Below are 20,506 nucleotides of genomic sequence, written 5' to 3'. Positions count from 1 at the left end.
TCGCGAGGGAGTCCAGATCAGGCGTCACAACCGATCTTTGGACTCCCTCGCTTCATGTCATGCGCGCCAGCGAGCCCTTGGCATCAATCATCTAGTCGGCGGGTCGGGCGGCCGGCCCGCGAGGCCGGTCCGCGACGCCGGTTCGGGCGGCCGGTCCGCGAGACGCCCGCCGTGCGGCCCCGGCCGGCCCGAGGTGCCGCCCGTGGGGAGCCCGGAGAGAGTGGACGGTGGGGCCCTTTCCAGCCGGGTGGGGCCCTTTCCAACCGGGAGGACACGTGCGCGCCGACGGACCGGACGGGATGCCGCCGCTGCACCTGCCGCGGCGCACCCGGCTGCTGTTGCTCTGCGCGTTCCTGCTGCTGGTAGCCGCCGTGGTGGCCGATCTGGTCAGCGGGCCGGGGACGACGCTGTCCCCCGTGCTGGCGGTGGCGCCGGTGCTGGCGGGGGCGACCACCCGCAGTGCCCGGGTGCCGCTGGCGGCGGGCGGGCTGGCGGTGGTGGCCGTCGGGCTGCTGGAGACCACCAACACCGAGCTGCCGACCGAGGTCCACCTCACCGCACTGATCACCGTCCTCGCCGCGACGCTGGCCAGCGCCGCCAACGTGGTGCTGGTGGCGGCCCGGGAGCGGGAGCTCTTCCAGGTCCGCACGGTGGCGGAGGCGGCGCAGCGCGCCCTGCTGCGCCCGCCGCCGGAGCGGATCGGGCCGTTGCGGGTCGCCGTGCGCTACGTCGCCGCGGCCGCCGAGGCGCGGATCGGCGGGGACCTCTACGCCCTGGTGGAGACCCGGCACGGGGTGCGCATCCTGCTCGGGGACGTGCAGGGGCACGGCCTGCCGGCGGTGGAGACGGCGGCGGACGTGCTGGGGGTGTTCCGCGAGGCGGCCCGCACCGAGGCCGATCTCGGGCGGCTGGCCGAGCGGCTGGACGCCGCGCTGGCCGCCCGCCCCGGGGAGGGGCGCTTCGCCACCGCGCTGCTGCTGTCGGTGCCGCCGGGGCGGGAGCCGGTCGCTCTGGTGAACTGCGGCCATCCGCCGCCGCTGCTGCGCCGGGAGGGCCGGGTGAGCGCGCTGGCGCCGCCGGCGGCCGCGCCGCCGCTGGGGCTGCTGGGACTGACCGGCGGCGGGTACCCCGCGGGCCGGTTCGAGGCCCGCCCGGGGGACCTGTTGTTGCTGCACACCGACGGGGTGACGGAGGCGCGGGGCGCCGGGGGCGTCTTCTACCCCTTGGAGGACCGGCTTCCGGGGCTGCCCGCGGGAAGCCCGGCCGACCTGCTGGACGGACTGCTCGCGGACGTCGGGGAGTGGGTCGGTGCCGCCGGTCTGACCGACGACGCGGCACTGCTCGCGATCCGCTGGGAGTCGTGAAGGGCGGCGGTGTCAGTGCCGTGTGCAAGGCTCGGTGCACGGCCGGCGGGGCGCCGGGCGGGACGGATCGTCGAGGGGACGGTGCCATGGGTGGCAGGGCCAGCGGGTCGTTCGAGGTGACGGCGTTCGAGCCGGTCGAGACGGAGGAGCGGGAGGGGGCCGCCTTCGGCCGGATCCGGATCGCCAAGGCGTTCACGGGTGGCCTGTCGGGCGGCAGCGAGGTGCGGATGCTCTCGGTCGGGGGGCCGTCGGGCGCCCCCGCCTCGTACGTCGCGGTGGAGCACGTGACGGGCGAGCTGGACGGGCGGAAGGGCTCGTTCGTCCTGCAGCACTCGGCGTGGGACACCGGCGACACGACGGTCCGGGTGGTGCCGGGCACGGGTGCGGGCGAGCTGGCCGGTCTGACCGGGGAGTTCCACCTGACGGTCGCCGAGGACGGCACCCACCGCTACGTCCTGGACTACGAGCTGGGCTGACCGGCAGCAGGACGGCCCGGGCGCCGGCGGCGAACGGCGGCGAACGGCCGCGGCCGGCCGGCCCCGGGGGTACGGGGTCGGCCGGCCGCGGGCGGGGTGGTCGGTCGATCAGGCCCAGCTGGAGTGCAGCGGCTTGCCCTCGGCGTAGCCGGCAGCGCTCTGGACGCCGATGATCGCCTTCTCGTGGAAGTCCTCGAGGCTGTTCGCGCCCGCGTAGGTGCAGGAGCTGCGCACGCCGGCGATGATCGAGTCGATCAGGTCCTCGACGCCGGGGCGGGCCGGGTCCAGGAACATCCGGGAGTGCGAGATGCCCTCCTCGAACAGCGCCTTGCGGGCGCGGTCGTAGGAGGAGTCCTGGGCCGTGCGGTTGCTGACGGCGCGGGCCGAGGCCATGCCGAAGCTCTCCTTGTACTGGCGGCCGTCGGCGGAGGTCTGGAGGTCGCCCGGGGACTCGTAGGTGCCGGCGAACCAGGAGCCGATCATCACGTTGGAGGCACCGGCGGCCAGCGCCATGGCGACGTCGCGCGGGTGGCGCACGCCACCGTCGGCCCAGACGTGCTTGCCGAGGCGGCGGGCCTCGGCGGCGCACTCCAGGACGGCGGAGAACTGCGGGCGGCCGACGCCGGTCATCATCCGGGTGGTGCACATGGCGCCCGGGCCGACGCCGACCTTGAGGATGTCGGCACCGGCCTCGACGAGGTCGCGGACACCGGCGGCGGAGACGACGTTGCCGGCCACGATCGGGATCTGCGGGTCCAGGCCGCGGACGGCGCGGAGCGCGCTGATCATCGACTCCTGGTGGCCGTGCGCGGTGTCGACCACCAGCACGTCGGCGCCGGCCTCGATCAGGGCCTTGGCCTTGCCGGCGACGTCGCCGTTGATGCCGACGGTGGCGGCGATCCGCAGCTTGCCGGCGGCGTCCACGGCCGGGGTGTAGAGGGTGGCGCGCAGCGCGCCCTTGCGGGTCAGGATGCCGACCAGCCGGCCGTCGCCGTCGACGACGGGGGCGAGCTTGCGGTGCGCCTCGGTGAGCTTCTCGAAGGCGGCGCGCGGGTCGACGTCCTCGGCCAGCAGCAGCAGGTCGCGGGACATGATGTCGGCGAGGCTGGTGAAGCGGTCCACGCCCTGGCAGTCGGAGTCGCTGACGACGCCGACCGGGCGGCCGTCCTCGACGACCACGAGGGCGCCGTGCGCGCGCTTGGGCAGCAGCGACAGCGCCTCGGCGACGGTGGCGCCGGGGGCGAGGGTGATGGGGGTGTCGAAGACCAGGTGGCGCTGCTTGACCCAGGAGACGACCTCGGCGATGACCTCGGTCGGGATGTCCTGCGGGATGGCGACCAGCCCGCCGCGGCGGGCGACGGTCTCGGCCATCCGGCGGCCGGCGATGGCGGTCATGTTGGCGACGACGAGCGGGATGGTGGTGCCGGTGCCGTCGTTGGAGGAGAGGTCGACGCCCTGCCGGGAGCCCACGGCGGAACGGCTGGGGACCATGAAGACGTCGTCGTACGTGAGGTCGTACGAGGGCTTGAGGTCGTTCAGGAAGCGCATGAAGGGGGGCTCTCTGGCTGGGAGAAATTACACCTCGGGTGCGGTTGCGGCGGTGCCGCGGGGCGCACTCGGGCGCCCCGCACCCAACGTTCGATTCTCCGGGACGGTGGGGGCAAAAGCCAGTTCGGGGGCGATTGCTGGCGCTGTGCACAAACCATGATCAAAGCTCCGCGCGTAGACATGGAGGATCATCCAAAAGATCGGCCTTTCGCCCCGGCCTGGGCCACTCCCGTAGCATTCACGCGGTAACGGCGAGGCGATCGGGAAGCGGCGACAGGCATGACGGCGGGCGTGGACATCGAGCAGGACCAGGGCGGCACGGACACCGAGGAGGAGATCGACTACGGTCCCGGCCTCGACCCCGAGCGCCTGCGGCTCTGCCTGGACGTGCTCGCCGAGCTCGACGGACTGCACGTCGACCACCCGGACGCGATCACCGTCCGCCAGGCCGTCGGCGGGGTGTTCCGCACCCTCAAGCAGCGCCGCCGCCAGGAGACCCGGGCCCGCAAGACCGCCAACGACCGTGCGGTGACCGCCCGCACCGCCACCGGCGCCCCCACCCGGATCGACGACGAGACCGCCGGCGCCTTCGGTCTGACCACGGCCACCACCACCGAGATCGCCGGCATCCTCGAGCGGCCCCGCTCCTGCTACACCTGCAAGGGACGCTACGTCGAGGTCGACGCGTTCTACCACAACCTGTGCCAGCCCTGCGCGGCGAAGAACCGGGCCCACCGGGACGCCCGGGCCGACCTCACCGGCAAGCGCGCGCTGCTCACCGGCGGCCGGGCCAAGATCGGGATGTACATCGCGCTGATGCTGCTGCGCGACGGCGCCCACACCACCATCACCACGCGCTTCCCCAACGACGCGATCCGCCGCTTCACCGCGATGCCGGACAGCGCCGACTGGATCCACCGCCTCAAGGTCGTCGGCATCGACCTGCGCGACCCGGCCCAGGTCCTGGCGCTCGCCGACGAGGTCGCCGCGGACGGCCCGCTGGACATCCTGATCAACAACGCCGCGCAGACCGTCCGGCGCCCGCCGGAGTCCTACCGCGAGCTGATCGCCGCCGAGTCCGCGCCGCTGCCGGCCGGCGAACTGCCGCAGTCCACCACCATCGGGCGGTTCGGCAGCGGCAGCGTCGACCTGCCCGCGCTCCCCCACCAGGCGGGCGAGGACGACCGGCGGATGGCCGCCGAGGACGTCACCTCGCTGGCCCTGGTCACCGGCTCGGCGACGCCCGACCGGATCGCGGCCGGCACCGCGATCGACGCCGGCGGCCTGGTGCCCGATCTCGCACCCACCAACAGCTGGGTGCAGACCGTCAGCGAGGTCGGCCCGATCGAGCTGCTGGAGGTGCAGCTCTGCAACTCCACCGCGCCGTTCATCCTGATCAGCCGGCTGCGTCCGGCGATGGCCGCCTCGGCCTCGCGCCGCAAGTACGTGGTCAACGTCTCCGCGATGGAGGGCGTGTTCCACCGCGGCTACAAGGGCGCCGGCCACCCGCACACCAACATGGCCAAGGCCGCGCTCAACATGCTCACCCGCACCAGCGCGCAGGAGATGTTCGAGGCCGACGGCATCCTGATGACCGCCGTCGACACCGGCTGGATCACCGACGAGCGGCCGCACCCGGACAAGATGCGTCTGGCCGACGAGGGCTTCCACGCCCCGCTCGACCTGGTCGACGGCGCCGCCCGGGTGTACGACCCGATCGTCCGCGGTGAGCAGGGCGAGGACCTGTACGGCTGCTTCCTCAAGGACTACGACCGCTCCAACTGGTGACCACCGAAGGAGAACGCGAGTTGACCCACGCACCGCTGCTCGGCGCCGGGATCATCGTGCCCACCGGCGACGGCCGGGTCCTGATCGGCCGTCGGACCACCGCCGGTGAACCGCCCACCTGGAGCCTTCCGGGCGGGAAGGTCGATCCGGGCGAGTCCTTCGAGGAGACCGCGGCGCGGGAGCTCGCCGAGGAGACCGGCATCGTGCTGGCCGCCGGGGAGATGCGGGTGCTCGCGCTGCTGCTCGACCACGAGCTCGGCCGGCCCCGGCTGACCGCCGCCGTGCTGGCGCCGCCGAGCCTGGCCGAGGCCGTCGTCACCGAGCCGCACGCCTGCGGCGGCTGGGAGCGCTTCCCGGTGGACGCCCTGCCGGAGCCGATGTTCTACCCGTCCGGGCTGGTGCTGGACAGCTGGCTGCCGGGCGCCGGCGTCACCCGCCGCCCGGGGACGCACGGCTACCCGGTCGGCTGACGGCGCGCCGCGGCCGTCCGGGCACGGGACGCGCCGGTGCCCCGGGACTCCCCTGTGGTCCCGGGGCACCGGCCGTCGCGGCCGGAGTATGGCCCACGGCGGGGTCAGCCGTCGCGGGGACGACCCCGGCCCCGTGGCGACCGTCAGCCGTTGCGGGCCGCCTCGGGCCCGGTGATCCGCTTCAGCAACGGCAGCGTCGAGGCGATGATCCCCAGCGAGGCGAGCAGCCCGAAGGCCGTCAGCCCGTAGTAGACCGCGCCCGGCGACACCAGGTCGTACTCCATCTGCGACTTGAGGAACATGGCCGCCGCCGCGAAGCCCGTCCCGATGGCCACCCCCGACACCAGCAGCAGCGGCAGCGCGCTCTCCAGGCCGATCACCCGTTGCAGCAGCCCCAGCGGGGCTCCGGTCAGCCGCAGCATCGCGAACGGCCGGCGGCGGTCGGAGAGTCCGGCCACCACGCTGACCGCGAGGCTGCAGCCGGCGATCGGCAGGGTGGTCAGCAGCACCACGTCGGCCAGCTGGCGCCAGCCGGCGAGCTCCTTCTGGAAGGCGGTGCCCCAGTCCTGGACCATCCGGGCCTGGTAGGTCGGATAGGCCCTGGTGAAGAGGGTGCGCAGCTGCTCCATCGCGGCGGACGAGCCGTCGGTGGTCGCGTAGATCATCTTCACCGGCAGCCCGGCGACCTCCTCCGCGGGGACCGGCACGGCCGGCCACTCCTGCTCCTCGGCCGCCGCGTGCAGGCTGACGAACTGGAACACCGGGACGGCCGCGACGCTCGCCCCGGGGGCGCAGTGGCCGAGCACCGGCACCTGCGCCAGCTCCGAGCAGAGCACCAGCGCCGGTGCGAAGCGCGGCGGGTCCGACGGGTCCCGGCCGACCCCGGTCGGGTTGGTGTGCGCCAGTGCGAGCCCCCGGAACCCGGGGACGGCCCGGGCGTCCGCCAGCAGGCCGTCGGACACCCGTTCGATCGCCTGCGGGTCCAGGATGTCCCGGGAGGTGTGGACGACCGAGGCGCGGGTCTTCGGATCGCCGCTCAGGGCGCCGCGGTTGTCGTTGATGGTGCCGATGATGCAGACCGTCGCCGTGGTGACGAACAGCGCCAGCACCAGGCCCGCCACCGAGCGGAACCCGGCCTTCGGGTCGTCCGCGAGCCGGCGCACCGCGATCAGCGCGGCCGGGCGGCTGGTGCGCCGGGCCACTGCCCGGGCGGCGGCCATGGTCAGCCACGGTCCGGCGACCACCAGCCCGAGCATCACCAGCAGGAAGCCGGTGAGGTAGGCGGCGGTCTGCCCGTCGGTGGTGGCCGGCCGGTGGCCGACGAAGACCCCGAGCTCGGCCAGGCCGAGCGCCAGCGGGACGAGCCGCCAGGCCCGCGGCGGCTTCGGCGTCACCCGCCGGGAGACGCCCAGCGGCGAGATGGTGACCCGGCGCAGGGCGAGCCGGGCGGCCAGCGCCGCGGCGACGGGCACGCCCAGGGCCACCCCGAGGGCCTGCGGCACGCCCAGCCCGAGGTCGCCGGCGAAGAAGCGGTCCCCCGTGAAGGGCACGGCCGCCACCAGCGGGCGCAGCGCGTAGGAGAGGCCGAAGCCGGCGGCGGTGCCGATCACCGAGGCCACCGTGGACTCGACCGCCGAGACCACCGAGATCTGCCCGGGGGTCGCGCCGACCAGCCGCATCGCGGCGAAGCGCTGCTCGCGGGTGGCGGCGGACAGCCGGGTCGCGGTGCCGATGAAGATCAGCACCGGGAAGATCAGCGCGCCCGCCACCGTGGAGAGGATCAGCGTCATCGCGTCGCCGCGCACGCCCTCGCCGTAGCAGTCGCTGTCGCACTCGGCGGGGACGCCGGTGGCGATGGTGGTGACCCGGGTGGCCCGCGGCGCGGCCGCGACCTCCTCGGCGGTGCGCCCGACGATCACCGTGAGGGTGTCCGGGGAGGGCAGTGCGGCGTCGCCCAGGACGCCGGCCGACCGGCCCGGGAGGCGGTCCGCGAGCTGGACGCCCGGGACGTCGCGGAGCAGCTTCGCCAGTGCGGGTGAGGCGTAGTACTCGCCGGGCGCCGGCAGCCGGTCCAGGCCGGGCGGGACGGGCGAGGTGGGCCCGGTGGCCGCGACGTCGACCTCGAAGATCCTCCGGCCCTGGTAGTAGTCGTCGTGGGCGTACCACCAGAGCGGGTCGACCGGGGCGGTGTCGGTGCGGCTCTTCGTCCCGGTGTTCATCCAGTGCTGGCGCTCGTTGGCCTTGCCGATCGCGTTGACGCCGGCGAGCGTGGACAGCAGCAGGCCGACGCCGATCGCCACGGCGGCCGCGATCATGACCAGGCGGGCGACGGCCTCGCGGCCGCCGCTGACGGCCAGGCGGAGCGAGAAGAGGATCACCGGGCCACCGCGCCGGCGGAGATCGTCCGGGCCCGGCCGTCGCGCACGACGGCCTCGCGGTCGGCGTAGGAGGCGACCCGCGGCTCGTGGGTGACCAGGATGACGGTGGTGCCCTGCTCGCGGGCCGAGTCGACCATCAGCTCCATCACCTGCTCGCCGGTCAGCGAGTCCAGCGCGCCGGTCGGCTCGTCGGCGAACAGCACCTGCGGACGGGCCACCAGGCCGCGTGCCAGGGCGACGCGCTGGGCCTGACCGCCCGACAGCTCACCGGAGCGGCGCTGCTCCATGCCGTCCAGGCCGAGCCGGGCGAACCAGGGCCGGGCCTCGGCCAGCGCGGACGCCCGCCGCACTCCGTTCAGCAGCAGCGGCAGGGCGACGTTCTCCTCCGCCGTCAACTCCGGCACGAGCTGGCCGAACTGGAAGACGAAGCCGAACGCGTCCCGGCGCAGGGCGCTGCGGCGGGACTCGGGCATGGTGTCCAGGCGCTCCCCGTTGAAGTGCACCTCGCCCGCGTCCGGCACCAGGATGCCGGCCAGGCAGTGCAGTAAGGTCGACTTCCCCGAGCCGCTGGGGCCCATGACGGCGAGCACCTCGCCGGCCGCCACGGACAGGCTGGCCCCGCGCAGGGCGGGCGTCTCGCCGAAGGCGAGGGTGACGTCGCGGGCCTCGATCACGGCGGTCACGGGCGCACCGCCTCGGCGAGCGCGTCCAGGCGGGCGGCGGTGAGGTCGATCCAGCGCAGGTCCGCCTCCAGGTGGAACAGGCCGTGGTCGGCGAGCAGCGCGTCCACCAGGGCGCCGCTGCGGCGCAGTTCGGTGAGTTCGCGCATCCGGCGCAGGTGGGCGGCGCGCTGGGTGTCCAGGTACTCCTCGGCGTCGCGGCCCAGCATCAGGGCCAGCACCACCTTGGTGAACAGCGTGCTCTGCAGGGTGGGTTCGGGTGCGACCGGGTCCTTGAGCCAGGTCTCGAACTCCGTCACCCCCGCCTCGGTGATCACGTAGCGCTTGCGCTCGGGCCCGTCGCCGGGCTCGGCCTCGCCGGCCACCACCTTGCCGTCCCGGGCCAGTCGGCCGAGGGTCGCGTACACCTGACCGTACGGCAAGGGCTTCCCCCGCCCGAAGAACTCGTCGTAGTCGCGCTTGAGGTCGTAGCCGTGGCTCGGCTCTCGCTCCAGCAGCCCCAACAGGGTCAAAGGAACACTCATGGGGAGACCATACCCCAGGCGTATACTCTGAGTGTATAGCTGGCGAGAATACGCCCATGAGCTGCGGAAACACGGAGGAGAGGGCGCGGCGGGCAGGAGGCGGCCCCACGTCCGACCCCTGCACCGCACCCGGCCCGGCACCCCCACGGTCGACCGGACCCGGCCGCGCCCCGGCACGAGGGGGCGGCCGGACCAAGCCTGCCCCGGACGCGCACCGGCTGCCGAGGGCCGAACGTCCCGGATGCGGGCGGCCCTCGACCGCTCCGGTGGTCCCGGCCCGTCCGGCGCGGGCCCGGGCCGGTGGTCCCGATGGTCCCGGTGGTACGAGCCCGCACGACTCTTGTGCCCGGGCGTCCACCGGGGGAGATTGGGTGAAGAACTCCGGCGGGCGCCACCGCCGTTCCGCCCCGACGCCACCGAGGAGCCGTCACCGTGCCCGACTCACCGCGCCCGGCCCGGCCCGCCTCGCCCCTGCGGCGAACCGGCCGCCGGCTGCGGTGGGCCCTCGGCGCCGGAACCGACCCCCTGCTCCGGCCCGTCGACCGGGCCCGCTCCCGCGCCTGGCTGGCCACCCTCCTCGGGGCGCTGCTCGCCCTGGCGCTGACCGCCGGCGGCGCCCTGGTCGGCTACCGGACCGCCGTTCCCCGGGCCGACGCCGACCGCGGGCTGCTGCGCGTCGTGGACGCCGTCGTGCTGAGCGTCCCCGAGGACCACCGCGCCGTCTCCGGCAGCCGCTTCGGCGGCAGGCACCACGACCGCGTCGACGTCGAGGCCCGCTGGACGTCCCCCGACGGCGTCCCGCACACCGGGACCGTCCAGGCGCCGCGCGCGACCACCGCCGGGTCGGTGCTGCCCGTCTGGGTCGACCGGGCCGGGGAGCCGACCGGGCCCCCGCTCGACCGCACCGCGATCGCCGTCTCGGCCGCCTGCACCGGCCTCGGCGCCCTGCTCGCCCTGCTGGCCCTGCTCGTCCTCGCCCTGAGGCTGCGCCTGCACACCCTGGAGCGCCGCACCGACGAGGCCTGGAGCCGCGACTGGGCCCGGCTCGAACCCCTCTGGAGCGGCCGCGCCGGCCACCGCCAGGACGACTGACCCGACGCCAGGACTCGGCCCGACCTGGCCCGACCCGGCCCGATGCGGACCGGGCCTGCGCCTCAGAGCGGGTCGGTCCAGCCGGGCGGCGCGGCGTGCGGCCGGGCGGCCCGGTGGGTGAGCGCGGCGACCAGGACCAGGAGGGCCACCGCCAGGGCCAGCGCGGCGGGGACGTCGGCGTGCAGGACGAGCACGGCGCCGAGCAGCGCACCGGCGAACATCCAGGCCGCGGAGGCCAGTCGGCGCGGCCCGGCGCGGTCGGCGGCGAGGGCGGTGATGGTCATGGTGAGCACCGTGGTGGTCAGGTCCGGCACCTTGAGCGAGCGCACCACCGCGTTCTGCCCGCCCATCGCGAAGCCGAGCAGGCCGATCAGGGTGTAGCGGACCGGGTCGGAGCCGTGCCCGGCGACGGCCGCCAGGACGGTGCCCGCCGCGACGAGCACCGCCTGCGCGGTGACCGCCGTGCTCAGCAGGTGCCCGCGGTGGCCGGGCAGCCGCTCCGCGAGGCGGCCGGCCGCCAGCGCGCCCAGCAGGAAGGCGCCGAGGGCGGCCAGCGAGGCGGTGGCGGAGAGTCCGGGGGCGCCGGCCAGGGCGAAGCCGAGGAAGACCACGTTGCCGGTCATGTTGGCGACGAAGACGTGCCCGAGTTCGAGGTAGCTGACCGCGTCCACCACGCCGGTGACGAGGGTGAGCACCAGCAGCATCGGCACGAGCGGTCCGTGCCTGGGGTCGGGTGTGGGCATCGGACCTCCCGGTGTCGTTGCTGGGTCGTTGGCGTGACGGTACCTCCGCTCCGCGGGCCGTCCCGGTCTCCGGGCTCGGGCTAGGCGAGCGCCGGGCGGTCCGGGTCGTCGGGCTCCTCCTCCAGGTGCCAGTGCAGGTCGCGGACGCCGGGTTCGAGGGAGAGTCGGCTGACGACCTGTTCGAGGGCGGGGGCGACCTGTCCGGTGACGGCGACGGTGGCGCGCAGACTGGTGGCCTCCCCGTGGTCGGCGCGCCGGGCGCGCAGGCCGGTGGGGGCGAGGCCGGAGGCGGCCAGTGCCTGCAGCAGCAGGGCGCGGATGTGGGTCTCCGAGGTGCGCTCGCACTCCACGTGGACGGTGGCCCGGTTGGTGGAGTCCGGGTCGCTGCCGGACTGCGGCGCCCGGTCGAGCAGCCGCCCGGCCGGGCGCAGGACGAGGTGGACGGCGAGCACGGCCAGGGTGCCGAGGACGGCCAGTTCGAGCTTGCCGGCCGCGGCGAGCACCCCGACGGCCGCCGAACACCACAGAGTGGCCGCCGTGTTGAGGCCGCGGACGCCGGCTCCGTCGCGCAGGATGACGCCGCCGCCGAGGAACCCGATGCCCGAGACGACGTAGGAGGCGACCCGGGTGGGGCTGCCGACGTCGACGACGGCCTCGCTGTACAGGACGAACAGGGTCGCCCCGGCGGCGACCAGGGCGTTGGTGCGCAGGCCGGCCATCCGGGCCCGCCACTGGCGTTCGATGCCGATCAGCGCGCCGCAGGCGATACCGGTGGCGAGCCGGACCAGGAAGTCGACGGTGGTCAGGGTGTGCACGACGGCACCTCCTTCGCTCGGGGGCGGACGGGCCGCGGGCTGCTGCCCGCCCGCCGGGGCGGTCTGGGCTCAGTGCCCCAGGGCGGTCTGGACGATCTTGATGATGACCATCACCATCGCCAGCAGCAGGTAGGCGCGCAGGGCGCCCATGCCGACCTTGCGGGTGGTGGACATCACCGGCTTCGCCAGGGTGTCCAGCGGCGGCATCCGCCACTCGCCCCTGGCCTCCGGCCCCGGGCGCCCCCGGCCGCCGGCGCGCTCGGCCGGGCCCTCCGCGCAGGCCGGGCGGCCCGCGGCGAAGGCGTACCCGGCGACGAGGACGCCCGCCACGCCGCAGCCCGTCATGATCCACAGGATCGCCCGCGAGCTGATGTCCGGCCAGACCACGGAGGCGGTGAGGATCAGCGACAGCATCACCAGGACGCCCACCACGGCCGAGGTGAAGGCGTTCGTCCGCGGCCCGTTGACCCAGGGGCCGAGCACCTCGCGGTCGTTGCAGAGCAGCAGCAGGAACACGGTGGCGGAGGGCAGCAGGACGCCGGCCAGCACCTGGACGAACTGGGTCATCAGGCCCTGGGTGTACTCGGTGGACAGCAGGGTGATCGCGGCGGCCACGGTGACCAGCCCGGCGTAGATGCCGTAGAAGCCCTTGGCGCCCTTGACGCCCCGGTGCAGCGAGTGCCGGATCCCGAAGACGTCGCCGATGGCGTAGGCGGTGGAGAGCGAGACGGCGAAGGCGCCGATGATCGAGGCGTCCAGCAGCGCGACGGCGAACAGCACGCCCGCCAGGTGGCCGGCCCTGGCCTCGATGCCGCGCGCCACCGCACCGGCGTCGGAGAACCCGCCCGCGCCGTCGGTGCCCGCGAAGGCCGCGGCGGTGATGCCGATCATCGCGGCGGCGCCGACGATCACGACGACGATCCCGATCCACAGGTCGACCTTCTCGTACGTCATGAACCGTGGGGTGATCCGCTTGTCGATGACGTACGACTGCTGGAAGAACAGCTGCCAGGGGGCCACGGTGGTGCCGACGATGGAGATGATGACCAGCATCACGGCCGCGAGCTGTCCCGAACCCCCGGGCATGCTCGGCACCGTGAGGTCGTGCGCCATCTGCGAGGTCTTCGGGTGGACCAGGAAGTAGACCGGCACCAGCAGCAGCGAGCCCGCGCACAGGGTGACGGCGACCCGCTCGAAGCGCTGGAAGGAGCCGGTGAAGGCCGAGGCGATGATGACGGCGGCGGCCAGCACCACCGAGGCCGCCTTCGGCAGACCGAGGTAGCCCGCCGCGAGGGTGACGCCGATGAACTCGGTGACCAGGGTCAGCGCGTTCAGCAGGAAGAGGTCGATGACGCTGAAGGCGCCCCAGAACCTCCCGAAGCGCTCCAGGATCAGCCGGGCGTGGCCGACCCCGGTGACGGCGCCGAGCCGCAGCACCATCTCCTGGTTGACGTACAGCACGGGGACCAGCAGCAGCAGCGTCCACAGCAGCTGGGTGCCGTAGTTCTGGCCGGCCTGCCCGTAGGTGGAGAAGGCGCCCGCGTCGTTGTCGCCGACCATCACGATCAGGCCGGGGCCGATGACGGCGAGCAGCGTCCTGAAGCGGGCGGAGAGCGCGTGGCGCGGGGTGGTGTCGTCGAGTCGGATGGTGCCGAGCGCGCCCTTGATGTCGCCGGTGTGGGCGTCGTCGAGCACGGCGGTGGGGACGGTCGGGTCGAGCATCGTGTCGGTCATGACGGGTCCTCCCTGCCCCCTGCGCGGGGGCGGGCCGGGGCATGCGGCGGGGCCCCTGCGGGCACGGCACCGGACCGCACGGCGGCGCTGAGCGGCGGCGGCCGTGCGGGCATGACGGTGCGTCCGATCGCCTGCGTCAGGGCGCGGTCGGGCGCCTGACGAAACGTCAGAGGTGGTGTGCGACAGGGGGGTCGGTCAGCGCGTGCCGGAGGTGATCGAGAGCATGCGGGGGTGGGGGCGACTATGGCCCGGACTACTGCAGTCCATGTCTCTCGCCTCCTCCCGGCCGGGGGCGCACCGTACGTGCGCCGCATCGCGACACGGCAAGGAGCGGACCGGCGCCCGCGACGGGACCGGCACACCCCAACTCGTCAGAGCTTTGGCACTCCACGGCGTGTCCGGCCCGGCGGGTCGGAAGCCACTTGGGGTCAACCCTTAACTCGGGAAGACCTGTCCTGAACCTGGGCGTCTCTCGACGTCGTCGGGTCAGTGGCCTGTGTCCGTGAAGACGCCTCACCGAACGAGGTGCCTTGCAAACCTCGGCAAGCATAGCCCCTCTTCAGCGGCCAGGGGGCGGTTCCGGAGCCGAACTTTTACACCTTTGTAGAACCTTGACCGACCCGGACCGCCTACACGCTCGCCTCTCCGGCATATATAGTTCAGCGACATATTCCGCTGAACAGCGCACGAGGGGGAAGTGTGTCCCACACCGATCCGAACAGTCCCGCGCCGGTCCTGCACCTGGCCGACGTCACCCGGGTGCACGGCCGCGGCGCGGCCGAGGTGCACGCCCTCAGGGGCGTCGAACTCGCCGTCCGACCCGGAGAGTTCGTCGCCGTCATGGGCCCGTCCGGCTCGGGCAAGTCGACCCTGCTCACCCTGGCCGGCGGCCTGGACGCCCCCAGCAGCGGCCAGGTGGTCGTCGAGGGGGTCACCCTCGGCACCCTCGGCCGGCGCCGACTCGCCGACCTGCGGCGGCGCTCCATCGGCTACGTCTTCCAGGACTACAACCTGATCCCGGCGCTCACCGCCGCCGAGAACATCTCGCTGCCCCGCGAACTCGACGGCCTCTCCGCCCGCGCCGCCCGCCGCGAGGCGCACGCCGCCCTGGAGGAGCTCGGCATCCCCGAGCTCGCCGACCGCTTCCCCGACGACATGTCCGGCGGCCAGCAGCAGCGCGTCGCCATCGCCCGCGCCCTGATCGGCGACCGCCGCCTCGTCCTCGCCGACGAACCCACCGGCGCCCTCGACTCCACCACCGGCGAGGCCGTCCTCGCCGTGCTGCGCGCCCGCTGCGACGCCGGCGCCGCCGCCATGATGGTCACCCACGAAGCGGGCTACGCCGGCTGGGCCGACCGCGTCGTCCACCTCCGGGACGGCGCGGTCGAGGCCACCACCACCGTGCGCGGCTCCGACGTCCGGCCACTGGTCGGCCGCGAGGTCCGGGGAGCGGCCCGATGAGGCTCGGCGCGTGGCGGGTCACACTGCGCATCGCCCGCCGCGACGCCGTCCGCGCCAAGGGCCGCAGCGCCCTGATCGCGGCCATGATCGCGCTGCCCGTCCTCGGCGTCACCGGCGCCGACGTCGTCCACCGCAGCGGACAGCTCAGCCCGGCCGAACGGGTCGAGCGGGTGGTGGGCGGCGCGGACGCCCTGGTCACCGCCCACTCCCCCGGCCGCACCGTCGAACAGGCCCCGATCGCCGAGGACGGCAGCCTCGCCGTCGGACCCCGCGAGGGCGCGGCACCGACCGCCGAACAGCAGAGGGCCGCCACCACCGGCCCGCTGGCCCTGGCCACCGCCCTGCTGCCGCCCGGCAGCACCCTCACCCCCGCGCGCTCCGGCCCGGAGACCGGGGCGACCTCGCCGGAGGGACTGGTCCGCACCCTCCTCGCCGAAGCCGACCTCAGCGACCCGCTCTGGCACGGCCGGCTCGACCTGACCGGCGGCCGCGCCCCGAGCGCACCGGGCGAGGTCGCCGCCACCCGGGCCTTCCTGGACCGCGCCGGCCTCGCGACCGGCGCCACCACCACCCTCCAGGGGCTGCCCGGCACGACCCTCACCATCACCGGCGTCGTCGAGCACCCGGGCGACCTCGGCCGCGTCGAACTCGTCGCCCTCCCCGGCGGGTTGATCGACCAGCTGGCCGCCGCCGCACCGCCCGCGCAACCCACCGGGACGGCCGCCGGAGCACCGGGGGGCGACCGGCGGGACGCCGGGCCCGGCGCCTGGCTGGTCCGCCTCCCGGCCGGGGCCCGCCTCGACTGGGCGAAGGTGCAGGAGTTCAACGCCCACGGCCTCACCCTCACCGCCCGCTCGGTCGCGCTCGACCCGCCGCCGCGCGGCGCCGTCCCCTACTACCGGGACGCGTACCGCACCGCCGACGCCGCGGCCGGCAACACCACCAAGGTCGTGGTGGCCACCGTCACCGGCATGGGACTGCTCGAAGTCGCCCTGCTCGCCGGGCCCGCCTTCGCGGTCGGCGCCCGCCGCGCCCGCCGTCAGCTCGCCCTGCTCGGCGCCGCCGGCGGCCGGCGGTCGCACGTCGGCGCGGTGGTGCTCGGCGGCGGCCTCGTCCTCGGACTGGTCGGCGCGGCGGTCGGCGTGGCCGCTGGCATCGGACTGGTCGCCGCGCTCCGCCCGTGGATCGAGCGGATCGGGGGCTCCCGCTTCGGACACTTCGCGGCGCCGCCGCTGGACCTGCTCGCCATCGCCGGGATCGGGCTCGCCACCGCCCTCCTCGCCGCCGCGCTGCCCGCCCTCCAGGCCTCCCGCCGAAGCATCACCGCCGGACTCGCCGACCGCGACACCGTGCGCCCCCCGAACCGCCGGGTCACCGTCCTCGGCCTGCTGATGCTCGCCGCCGGAGCGGCCCTGGCGCTCTACGGCGCCGCCTCGGTGCCGCGCGGCCTGCCCGTGGTCAGCACCTACGACACCCGCACGCTCACCGTGCTGGCGGGCTCCGTCACGGCCGAACTCGGCCTGCTCGCCTGCACGCCGGTGCTGGTCGCGCTGGTCGGCCGGGCCGCCCGGCGGATGCCGCTCACCGCCCGGCTCGCCCTGCGCGACTCGGCCCGGCACCGCTCGCGCACCGCCCCGGCGATCGCCGCGGTGATGGCCGCCGTGGCCGGCTCCGTCGCCATCGGCGTCTACACGACCAGCACCGACGCGGAGAACCGGCGCGACTACCGGCCGCAGGCCCCGTACGGCGCCGTCCAGCTGAGCTCCGTCGCCGACGGCGACCAGCTCGCCCGACTGCGCTCCGAGACGGAACGCGAACTGACCGGGCTGGGCGCGCGCGCCGACCTCGCCGACGCGATCTACCGGTTCTGCCCGAACTGCTCCAGCCTCGTCCAGCTCAAGGACACCGGGCAGCAGCGCACGCCCACCGGCCCGCCGCGGCTGGCCGCCGGCGACGCCACCGTGCTGCGCGCCCGCTTCGGCGTCCACGACCCGGCCGCCGAACGGGCCCTCGCCGCCGGCCGGGTCCTCGTCTTCGCGCCCGAGCTGCTGGCCGGCGACGGCAAGGCCGTGCTCGAGCTGCGCGGAGGCGGCGGCGCCCCGCTCAAGCCCGGCGAGATCCCCAAGCCGGACCTTCAGGAGGTCACCGTCGACGCCACCCTCGTCGATGCCCCGGACGCCGCCCGCTACGGCCAGGCCCTGGTGCTCCCCTCCGCGCTGCCCGCCCTCGGACTCGACGCCCGACCGACCGGCTCGCTCTGGCTGCCCGCCACCCCGCCGGACCGCAAGGCGCAGCAGCGCGCCGAGGCCGCCGCGATCCGCCTGGACCGCGCCGCCCAGCTGGACGTCGAACGCGGCTACCAGCCGAAGGGTGACGCCCAGACCCTCGCGCTCGGCGGCTTCGCCGCCCTGGTCGTCCTCGGCGCCGCCGGGATCGCCACCGGCCTGGCCGCCGCCGACTCCCGGCAGGACCAGGCCACCCTGGCCGCCGTCGGCGCACCGCCCGGCATCCGGCGGACCCTGGCCGGCCTGCAGTGCGCCCTGATCGCCCTGCTGGGGGCGCTGCTCGGGGCGGTCAACGGCTTCGTCCCGGCGGTGGGGCTGCTGAAGTCCCGGGCGAGCGGCTTCGGCGCCAAGCCTGCGCTGATCACCGCGCCGTGGGGGCAGCTGCTGCTGATCACCCTGGTGCTGCCGGTGCTGGCCGGGCTGCTCGCGGCGCTGCTCACCCGGTCGCGGGTCCGGCTGGGCCGGCGGCTCTCCTGACCGGCCGCTGAACGGCCGGCCGTCCCCTCCGGTCCGTCCCCGCGCGCCCGTCCCCGTCCGCCGGGGGCGGGCGCGCGCCGCCGCCGTGCGCCGGAGTCGGCGGGCGCCCCGCACCGGGCGCCCGTACCATGGGCGGGTTCGGCGGGCGGAAGGCGCCCGCGGCTGACGAGGGAGGGCCCGGCGGTGCTGCGCGGGTTGGGCGATCTGGAGGCCGAGATCATGGACCGGCTGTGGTCCTGGGGCCGGCCGGCCACTGTGCGCGAGGTCGTGGACGACCTGCAGCGGCAGCGCCCCGTCGCGTACACCACCGTCACCACGGTGGCCGACATCCTGCACACCAAGGGCTGGCTGCGCCGGGACAAGGTCGGCCGGGCCTGGGTGTACGAGCCGGCCTGCACCCGGGAGGCGTACACCGCGCAGCTGATGCACCAGGCCCTGGAGACCACCCCGGACCGGGCCGGCGCACTGCTGCACTTCGTCGAGGGGATCAGCGGTGACGAGGCCTCCGCCCTGCTGGCGGCGCTGGAGCAGGTGAAGGACCGGGGCACCGCGTGACCCTGGCGCTGCTCGGCCTCCACCTGGCCGTGACCGGGGCCCTGCTGCCCCGGTGGCTCACCCGTTCCGCCCGGCTCCAGGCGCGGCTCCAGACCCGGCCGACCGCCGCGGCGGCGCTCTGGCTGGCGCTGATGGCCTCGTTCCTGGTCGCGCTGCTGCTCGCGGCGCACCACACGGTGGAGCCGTTCGCCCACGAGCCGGCCGGTCTGGTCGGCCTCTTCCCGCACACCGAGCCGACCGGGCCCGTCCTCCCGCACACCCACGACTGGTGGCTGCTGGCCGCCGCCGGGGCCGTGCCCGGCACGGTGGTGGCGGCCGCCGGGGTGCGCGCCGGGCGGGTGCGGCGGCGGCACCGGGCGCTGCTGGACGTGGTCGCCGTCCGGGACGGGCGCTGGGACGCCCTGGTGCTGGAGCACGCCCGGCCCACCGTCTACTGTCTGCCGGGCCGCCGCTCCCGCGTGGTGCTGTCCCGCGGGGCGCTGCGCCTGCTCGACGAGCGGCAGCTGGCGGCGGCCGTGGCCCACGAGCACGGCCACCTCCGGGGCCGCCACCACCTGTTCCGGCTGCCGGCCGACACCTTCGCGCTGCTGTTCGGCCGGCTGCCGCTGGCCCGGCTCGGGCGGGCGCAGGTGGCGCTGCTGCTGGAGATGGCGGCCGACGACGCGGCGCTGGCGCGGGCGTCCCGCACCGAACTGGCCTCCGCGCTCTGCGTCCTGGCCACGTCCGCCGGGCCCCCGGAGGCCACGCTGGCGGTGGCCTCCACCGGCGTCCTGGCCCGGGTCCAGCGGCTGGCCCGGCCCGGCCCGGCCCACCGGCGCGACCGGCTCGCCTGGCGCACCGCCGTGCTGGCGGCCCCGCTGCTGCCCTACCTGCTGGCCTGCGCGCCGCATCCGTAGGAACCGACGGGCCCGGCGTCCGTCGGGCCCCGGCGTCCGTCGGGCCCCGGCGTCCGTCGGGCTTCGGGGCCCGACGGGCTTCGGGGCCCGACGGGCCTTGGGGACGCGCGGTGTCCCGGCCCGGCGGGACCCGCCGGGCGGGCTACGGCCGGACGGCGCCCATGTACGGCATCGCGGAGATCGGCAGCACCTCGATGTTCTTGCCGGTGCGCGGGGCGTGGATCATCTTGCCGTCGCCGATGTACAGGCCGACGTGGTGCAGGTCGTTGTAGAAGAAGACCAGGTCGCCGGGCTGGAGGTTGGCTCGGTCGACGTGCGGGCCGTCGTTCCACTGCGCCTGGGACGTCCGGGAGATCGTCACGCCCGCCGCGCGGTAGGCGGAGCTGGTGAGCCCGGAGCAGTCGAAGCTGGCGGGGCCGCTCTTGGCCCAGCCGTACGGCTTGCCGAGCTGGGCGGAGGCGAACTGGACGATGGCGGCGGCCCGGCCGCCGGCGGGCGGCGCCGGGGCGTTCATGTCGGGGCGCTCGGCGGAGCGGGAGGCACGGTCGGTGGCGGCCGCCCGCTGGGCCTCGGCCTTGGCCTTCTCGGCGGACTGCTGGGCGTTGATCTTGGCGCGGTCCTCGGCGCTGAGCTTGTTGAGCATCGCCTGGGCCGCGGCCAGCTTGGTCTGGATGTCCTTCTTCTGCTCGGCCAGCTGGGCGCCCACCGAGTCGAGCGCGGCGAGGGTGGCGGTGGCCTCGGCGCGGTCCTGGTCGAGCTTGCGCTGCTCGCCCTGGGCCTGCTTCAGCAGGTCGGCCTGGGAGCCGGCGACCTGGTTCTGCACCGCGGCCCGTTCCAGGTACCCCGCCGGGTCCGAGTCGAGCATCAGCTGGAAGGACGGGTCCATGCCGTTGCTGCGGTACTGGTCGGCGGCCACCGCGCCGAGCCGGGTGCGCAGTTCGTTCATCGCCTCCTGCCCGCGGGCCACCTTCTCCTGGATCCGGTTGGCCTCGCCCTGGAGCTTCTGCTGCTTCTCCTGGAAGCCGTTGTGGCGCTCGATGGCCTGCTCGGCCTCCTCGTTGAGCTGCTCCACCTGCTCCTTGACGGAGGCGAGGCTGGGGGTGGGCTCGGCGTTGGCGGTGCCGGCGCCGAACACCGCGCCGCCGGCCACGGCCGTCGTGAGGACCGCCAGGCGTGCCCGGCTCGGAGGGCTGGGCTTGCGGCGCTTTCCCATGGGCGAT

The 20,506-nt window shown here is 75.3% G+C and carries 17 protein-coding genes and 1 riboswitch; of the genes, 9 read left to right on the top strand and 8 right to left on the bottom strand.

The features are described 5' to 3' along the window. Positions 1-275: 275 nt before the first annotated feature. Both ACIRS1_RS11555 and ACIRS1_RS11550 read left to right on the top strand, forming a co-directional pair. Positions 276-1,364, top strand: coding sequence for a PP2C family protein-serine/threonine phosphatase (locus ACIRS1_RS11555; protein WP_402838623.1), 1,089 nt, complete (start codon positions 276-278; stop codon positions 1,362-1,364). 86 nt (positions 1,365-1,450) lie between these two features. Further along, positions 1,451-1,840 carry a DUF3224 domain-containing protein gene (locus ACIRS1_RS11550; RefSeq protein ID WP_402838621.1) on the top strand — a complete coding sequence of 130 codons (390 nt, stop codon included), beginning with the start codon at positions 1,451-1,453 and terminating at the stop codon, positions 1,838-1,840. A 108-nt stretch (positions 1,841-1,948) separates the two neighbouring features. On the opposite strand, the gene ACIRS1_RS11545 is transcribed toward ACIRS1_RS11550, so the two are convergent. After that, positions 1,949-3,388, bottom strand: a complete 1,440-nt coding sequence (locus ACIRS1_RS11545) for a GuaB1 family IMP dehydrogenase-related protein (RefSeq protein WP_360208121.1) — start codon at positions 3,386-3,388, stop codon at positions 1,949-1,951. Between the two features lie 279 nt (positions 3,389-3,667). Between ACIRS1_RS11545 and ACIRS1_RS11540 the strand changes: the two genes are divergently transcribed. Continuing rightward, complete coding sequence (locus tag ACIRS1_RS11540; RefSeq protein WP_387899845.1) at positions 3,668-5,176, top strand: SDR family NAD(P)-dependent oxidoreductase; 1,509 nt, start codon at positions 3,668-3,670, stop codon at positions 5,174-5,176. 20 nt (positions 5,177-5,196) lie between these two features. Beyond that, complete coding sequence (locus ACIRS1_RS11535; protein WP_360208124.1) at positions 5,197-5,646, top strand: NUDIX domain-containing protein; 450 nt, start codon at positions 5,197-5,199, stop codon at positions 5,644-5,646. Between the two features lie 143 nt (positions 5,647-5,789). On the opposite strand, the gene ACIRS1_RS11530 is transcribed toward ACIRS1_RS11535, so the two are convergent. The 3 genes from ACIRS1_RS11530 to ACIRS1_RS11520 are packed head-to-tail and all read right to left on the bottom strand — an operon-like array spanning position 5,790 to position 9,228. Continuing rightward, a complete protein-coding gene (locus ACIRS1_RS11530; protein WP_402838618.1) occupies positions 5,790-8,024 on the bottom strand; it encodes an FtsX-like permease family protein in 2,235 nt (744 codons plus the stop codon). Then, positions 8,021-8,707: an ABC transporter ATP-binding protein gene (locus ACIRS1_RS11525; RefSeq protein ID WP_402838616.1), complete on the bottom strand. Its 687-nt coding sequence runs from the start codon at positions 8,705-8,707 to the stop codon at positions 8,021-8,023. The genes ACIRS1_RS11530 and ACIRS1_RS11525 overlap by 4 nt, the downstream gene beginning before the upstream one ends. Further along, positions 8,704-9,228: a PadR family transcriptional regulator gene (locus ACIRS1_RS11520; RefSeq protein ID WP_360208132.1), complete on the bottom strand. Its 525-nt coding sequence runs from the start codon at positions 9,226-9,228 to the stop codon at positions 8,704-8,706. The genes ACIRS1_RS11525 and ACIRS1_RS11520 overlap by 4 nt, the downstream gene beginning before the upstream one ends. 432 nt (positions 9,229-9,660) lie before the next feature. On the opposite strand from ACIRS1_RS11520, the gene ACIRS1_RS11515 reads away from it, so the two are divergent. Beyond that, a complete protein-coding gene (locus ACIRS1_RS11515; RefSeq protein ID WP_402838614.1) occupies positions 9,661-10,320 on the top strand; it encodes a hypothetical protein in 660 nt (219 codons plus the stop codon). Positions 10,321-10,382: 62 nt separating this feature from the next. Here ACIRS1_RS11515 and ACIRS1_RS11510 read toward each other — a convergent pair whose 3' ends face one another. The 3 genes from ACIRS1_RS11510 to ACIRS1_RS11500 form a co-directional block, all read right to left on the bottom strand. Beyond that, positions 10,383-11,063 carry a YoaK family protein gene (locus tag ACIRS1_RS11510; RefSeq protein ID WP_402838612.1) on the bottom strand — a complete coding sequence of 227 codons (681 nt, stop codon included), beginning with the start codon at positions 11,061-11,063 and terminating at the stop codon, positions 10,383-10,385. An 80-nt stretch (positions 11,064-11,143) separates the two neighbouring features. Continuing rightward, complete coding sequence (locus ACIRS1_RS11505; RefSeq protein ID WP_360214764.1) at positions 11,144-11,878, bottom strand: MgtC/SapB family protein; 735 nt, start codon at positions 11,876-11,878, stop codon at positions 11,144-11,146. A 69-nt stretch (positions 11,879-11,947) separates the two neighbouring features. Then, positions 11,948-13,612, bottom strand: coding sequence for an NRAMP family divalent metal transporter (locus ACIRS1_RS11500; RefSeq protein ID WP_402838610.1), 1,665 nt, complete (start codon positions 13,610-13,612; stop codon positions 11,948-11,950). Between the two features lie 355 nt (positions 13,613-13,967). Further along, positions 13,968-14,144: riboswitch (M-box (ykoK) riboswitch) on the bottom strand. A 167-nt stretch (positions 14,145-14,311) separates the two neighbouring features. Between ACIRS1_RS11500 and ACIRS1_RS11495 the strand changes: the two genes are divergently transcribed. The 4 genes from ACIRS1_RS11495 (at position 14,312) to ACIRS1_RS11480 (ending at position 19,286) form a co-directional block, all read left to right on the top strand. Further along, positions 14,312-15,073, top strand: a complete 762-nt coding sequence (locus ACIRS1_RS11495; protein ID WP_360214770.1) for an ABC transporter ATP-binding protein — start codon at positions 14,312-14,314, stop codon at positions 15,071-15,073. Beyond that, entirely contained in the window at positions 15,070-17,835 is a 2,766-nt protein-coding gene (locus tag ACIRS1_RS11490; protein WP_402838609.1) for an FtsX-like permease family protein, read from the top strand. Before ACIRS1_RS11495 ends, ACIRS1_RS11490 begins: the two co-directional genes overlap by 4 nt. A 186-nt stretch (positions 17,836-18,021) precedes the next feature. Beyond that, positions 18,022-18,390, top strand: a complete 369-nt coding sequence (locus tag ACIRS1_RS11485; RefSeq protein WP_387900023.1) for a BlaI/MecI/CopY family transcriptional regulator — start codon at positions 18,022-18,024, stop codon at positions 18,388-18,390. Then, positions 18,387-19,286 (top strand): M56 family metallopeptidase, encoded by a 900-nt coding sequence (locus ACIRS1_RS11480; RefSeq protein WP_402838607.1) that lies wholly within the window; start codon positions 18,387-18,389, stop codon positions 19,284-19,286. Before ACIRS1_RS11485 ends, ACIRS1_RS11480 begins: the two co-directional genes overlap by 4 nt. Before the next feature lie 142 nt (positions 19,287-19,428). Here ACIRS1_RS11480 and ACIRS1_RS11475 read toward each other — a convergent pair whose 3' ends face one another. Further along, complete coding sequence (locus ACIRS1_RS11475; RefSeq protein WP_387899857.1) at positions 19,429-20,499, bottom strand: NlpC/P60 family protein; 1,071 nt, start codon at positions 20,497-20,499, stop codon at positions 19,429-19,431. Positions 20,500-20,506 lie beyond the last annotated feature (7 nt).

It is taken from the genome of Kitasatospora sp. NPDC101176 (genome assembly GCF_044768035.1).
GTDB lineage: Bacteria > Actinomycetota > Actinomycetes > Streptomycetales > Streptomycetaceae > Kitasatospora.
The sequence above is the reverse complement of the archived record's forward strand: the minus strand, read 5'-3'. Positions and strand labels throughout refer to the sequence as shown.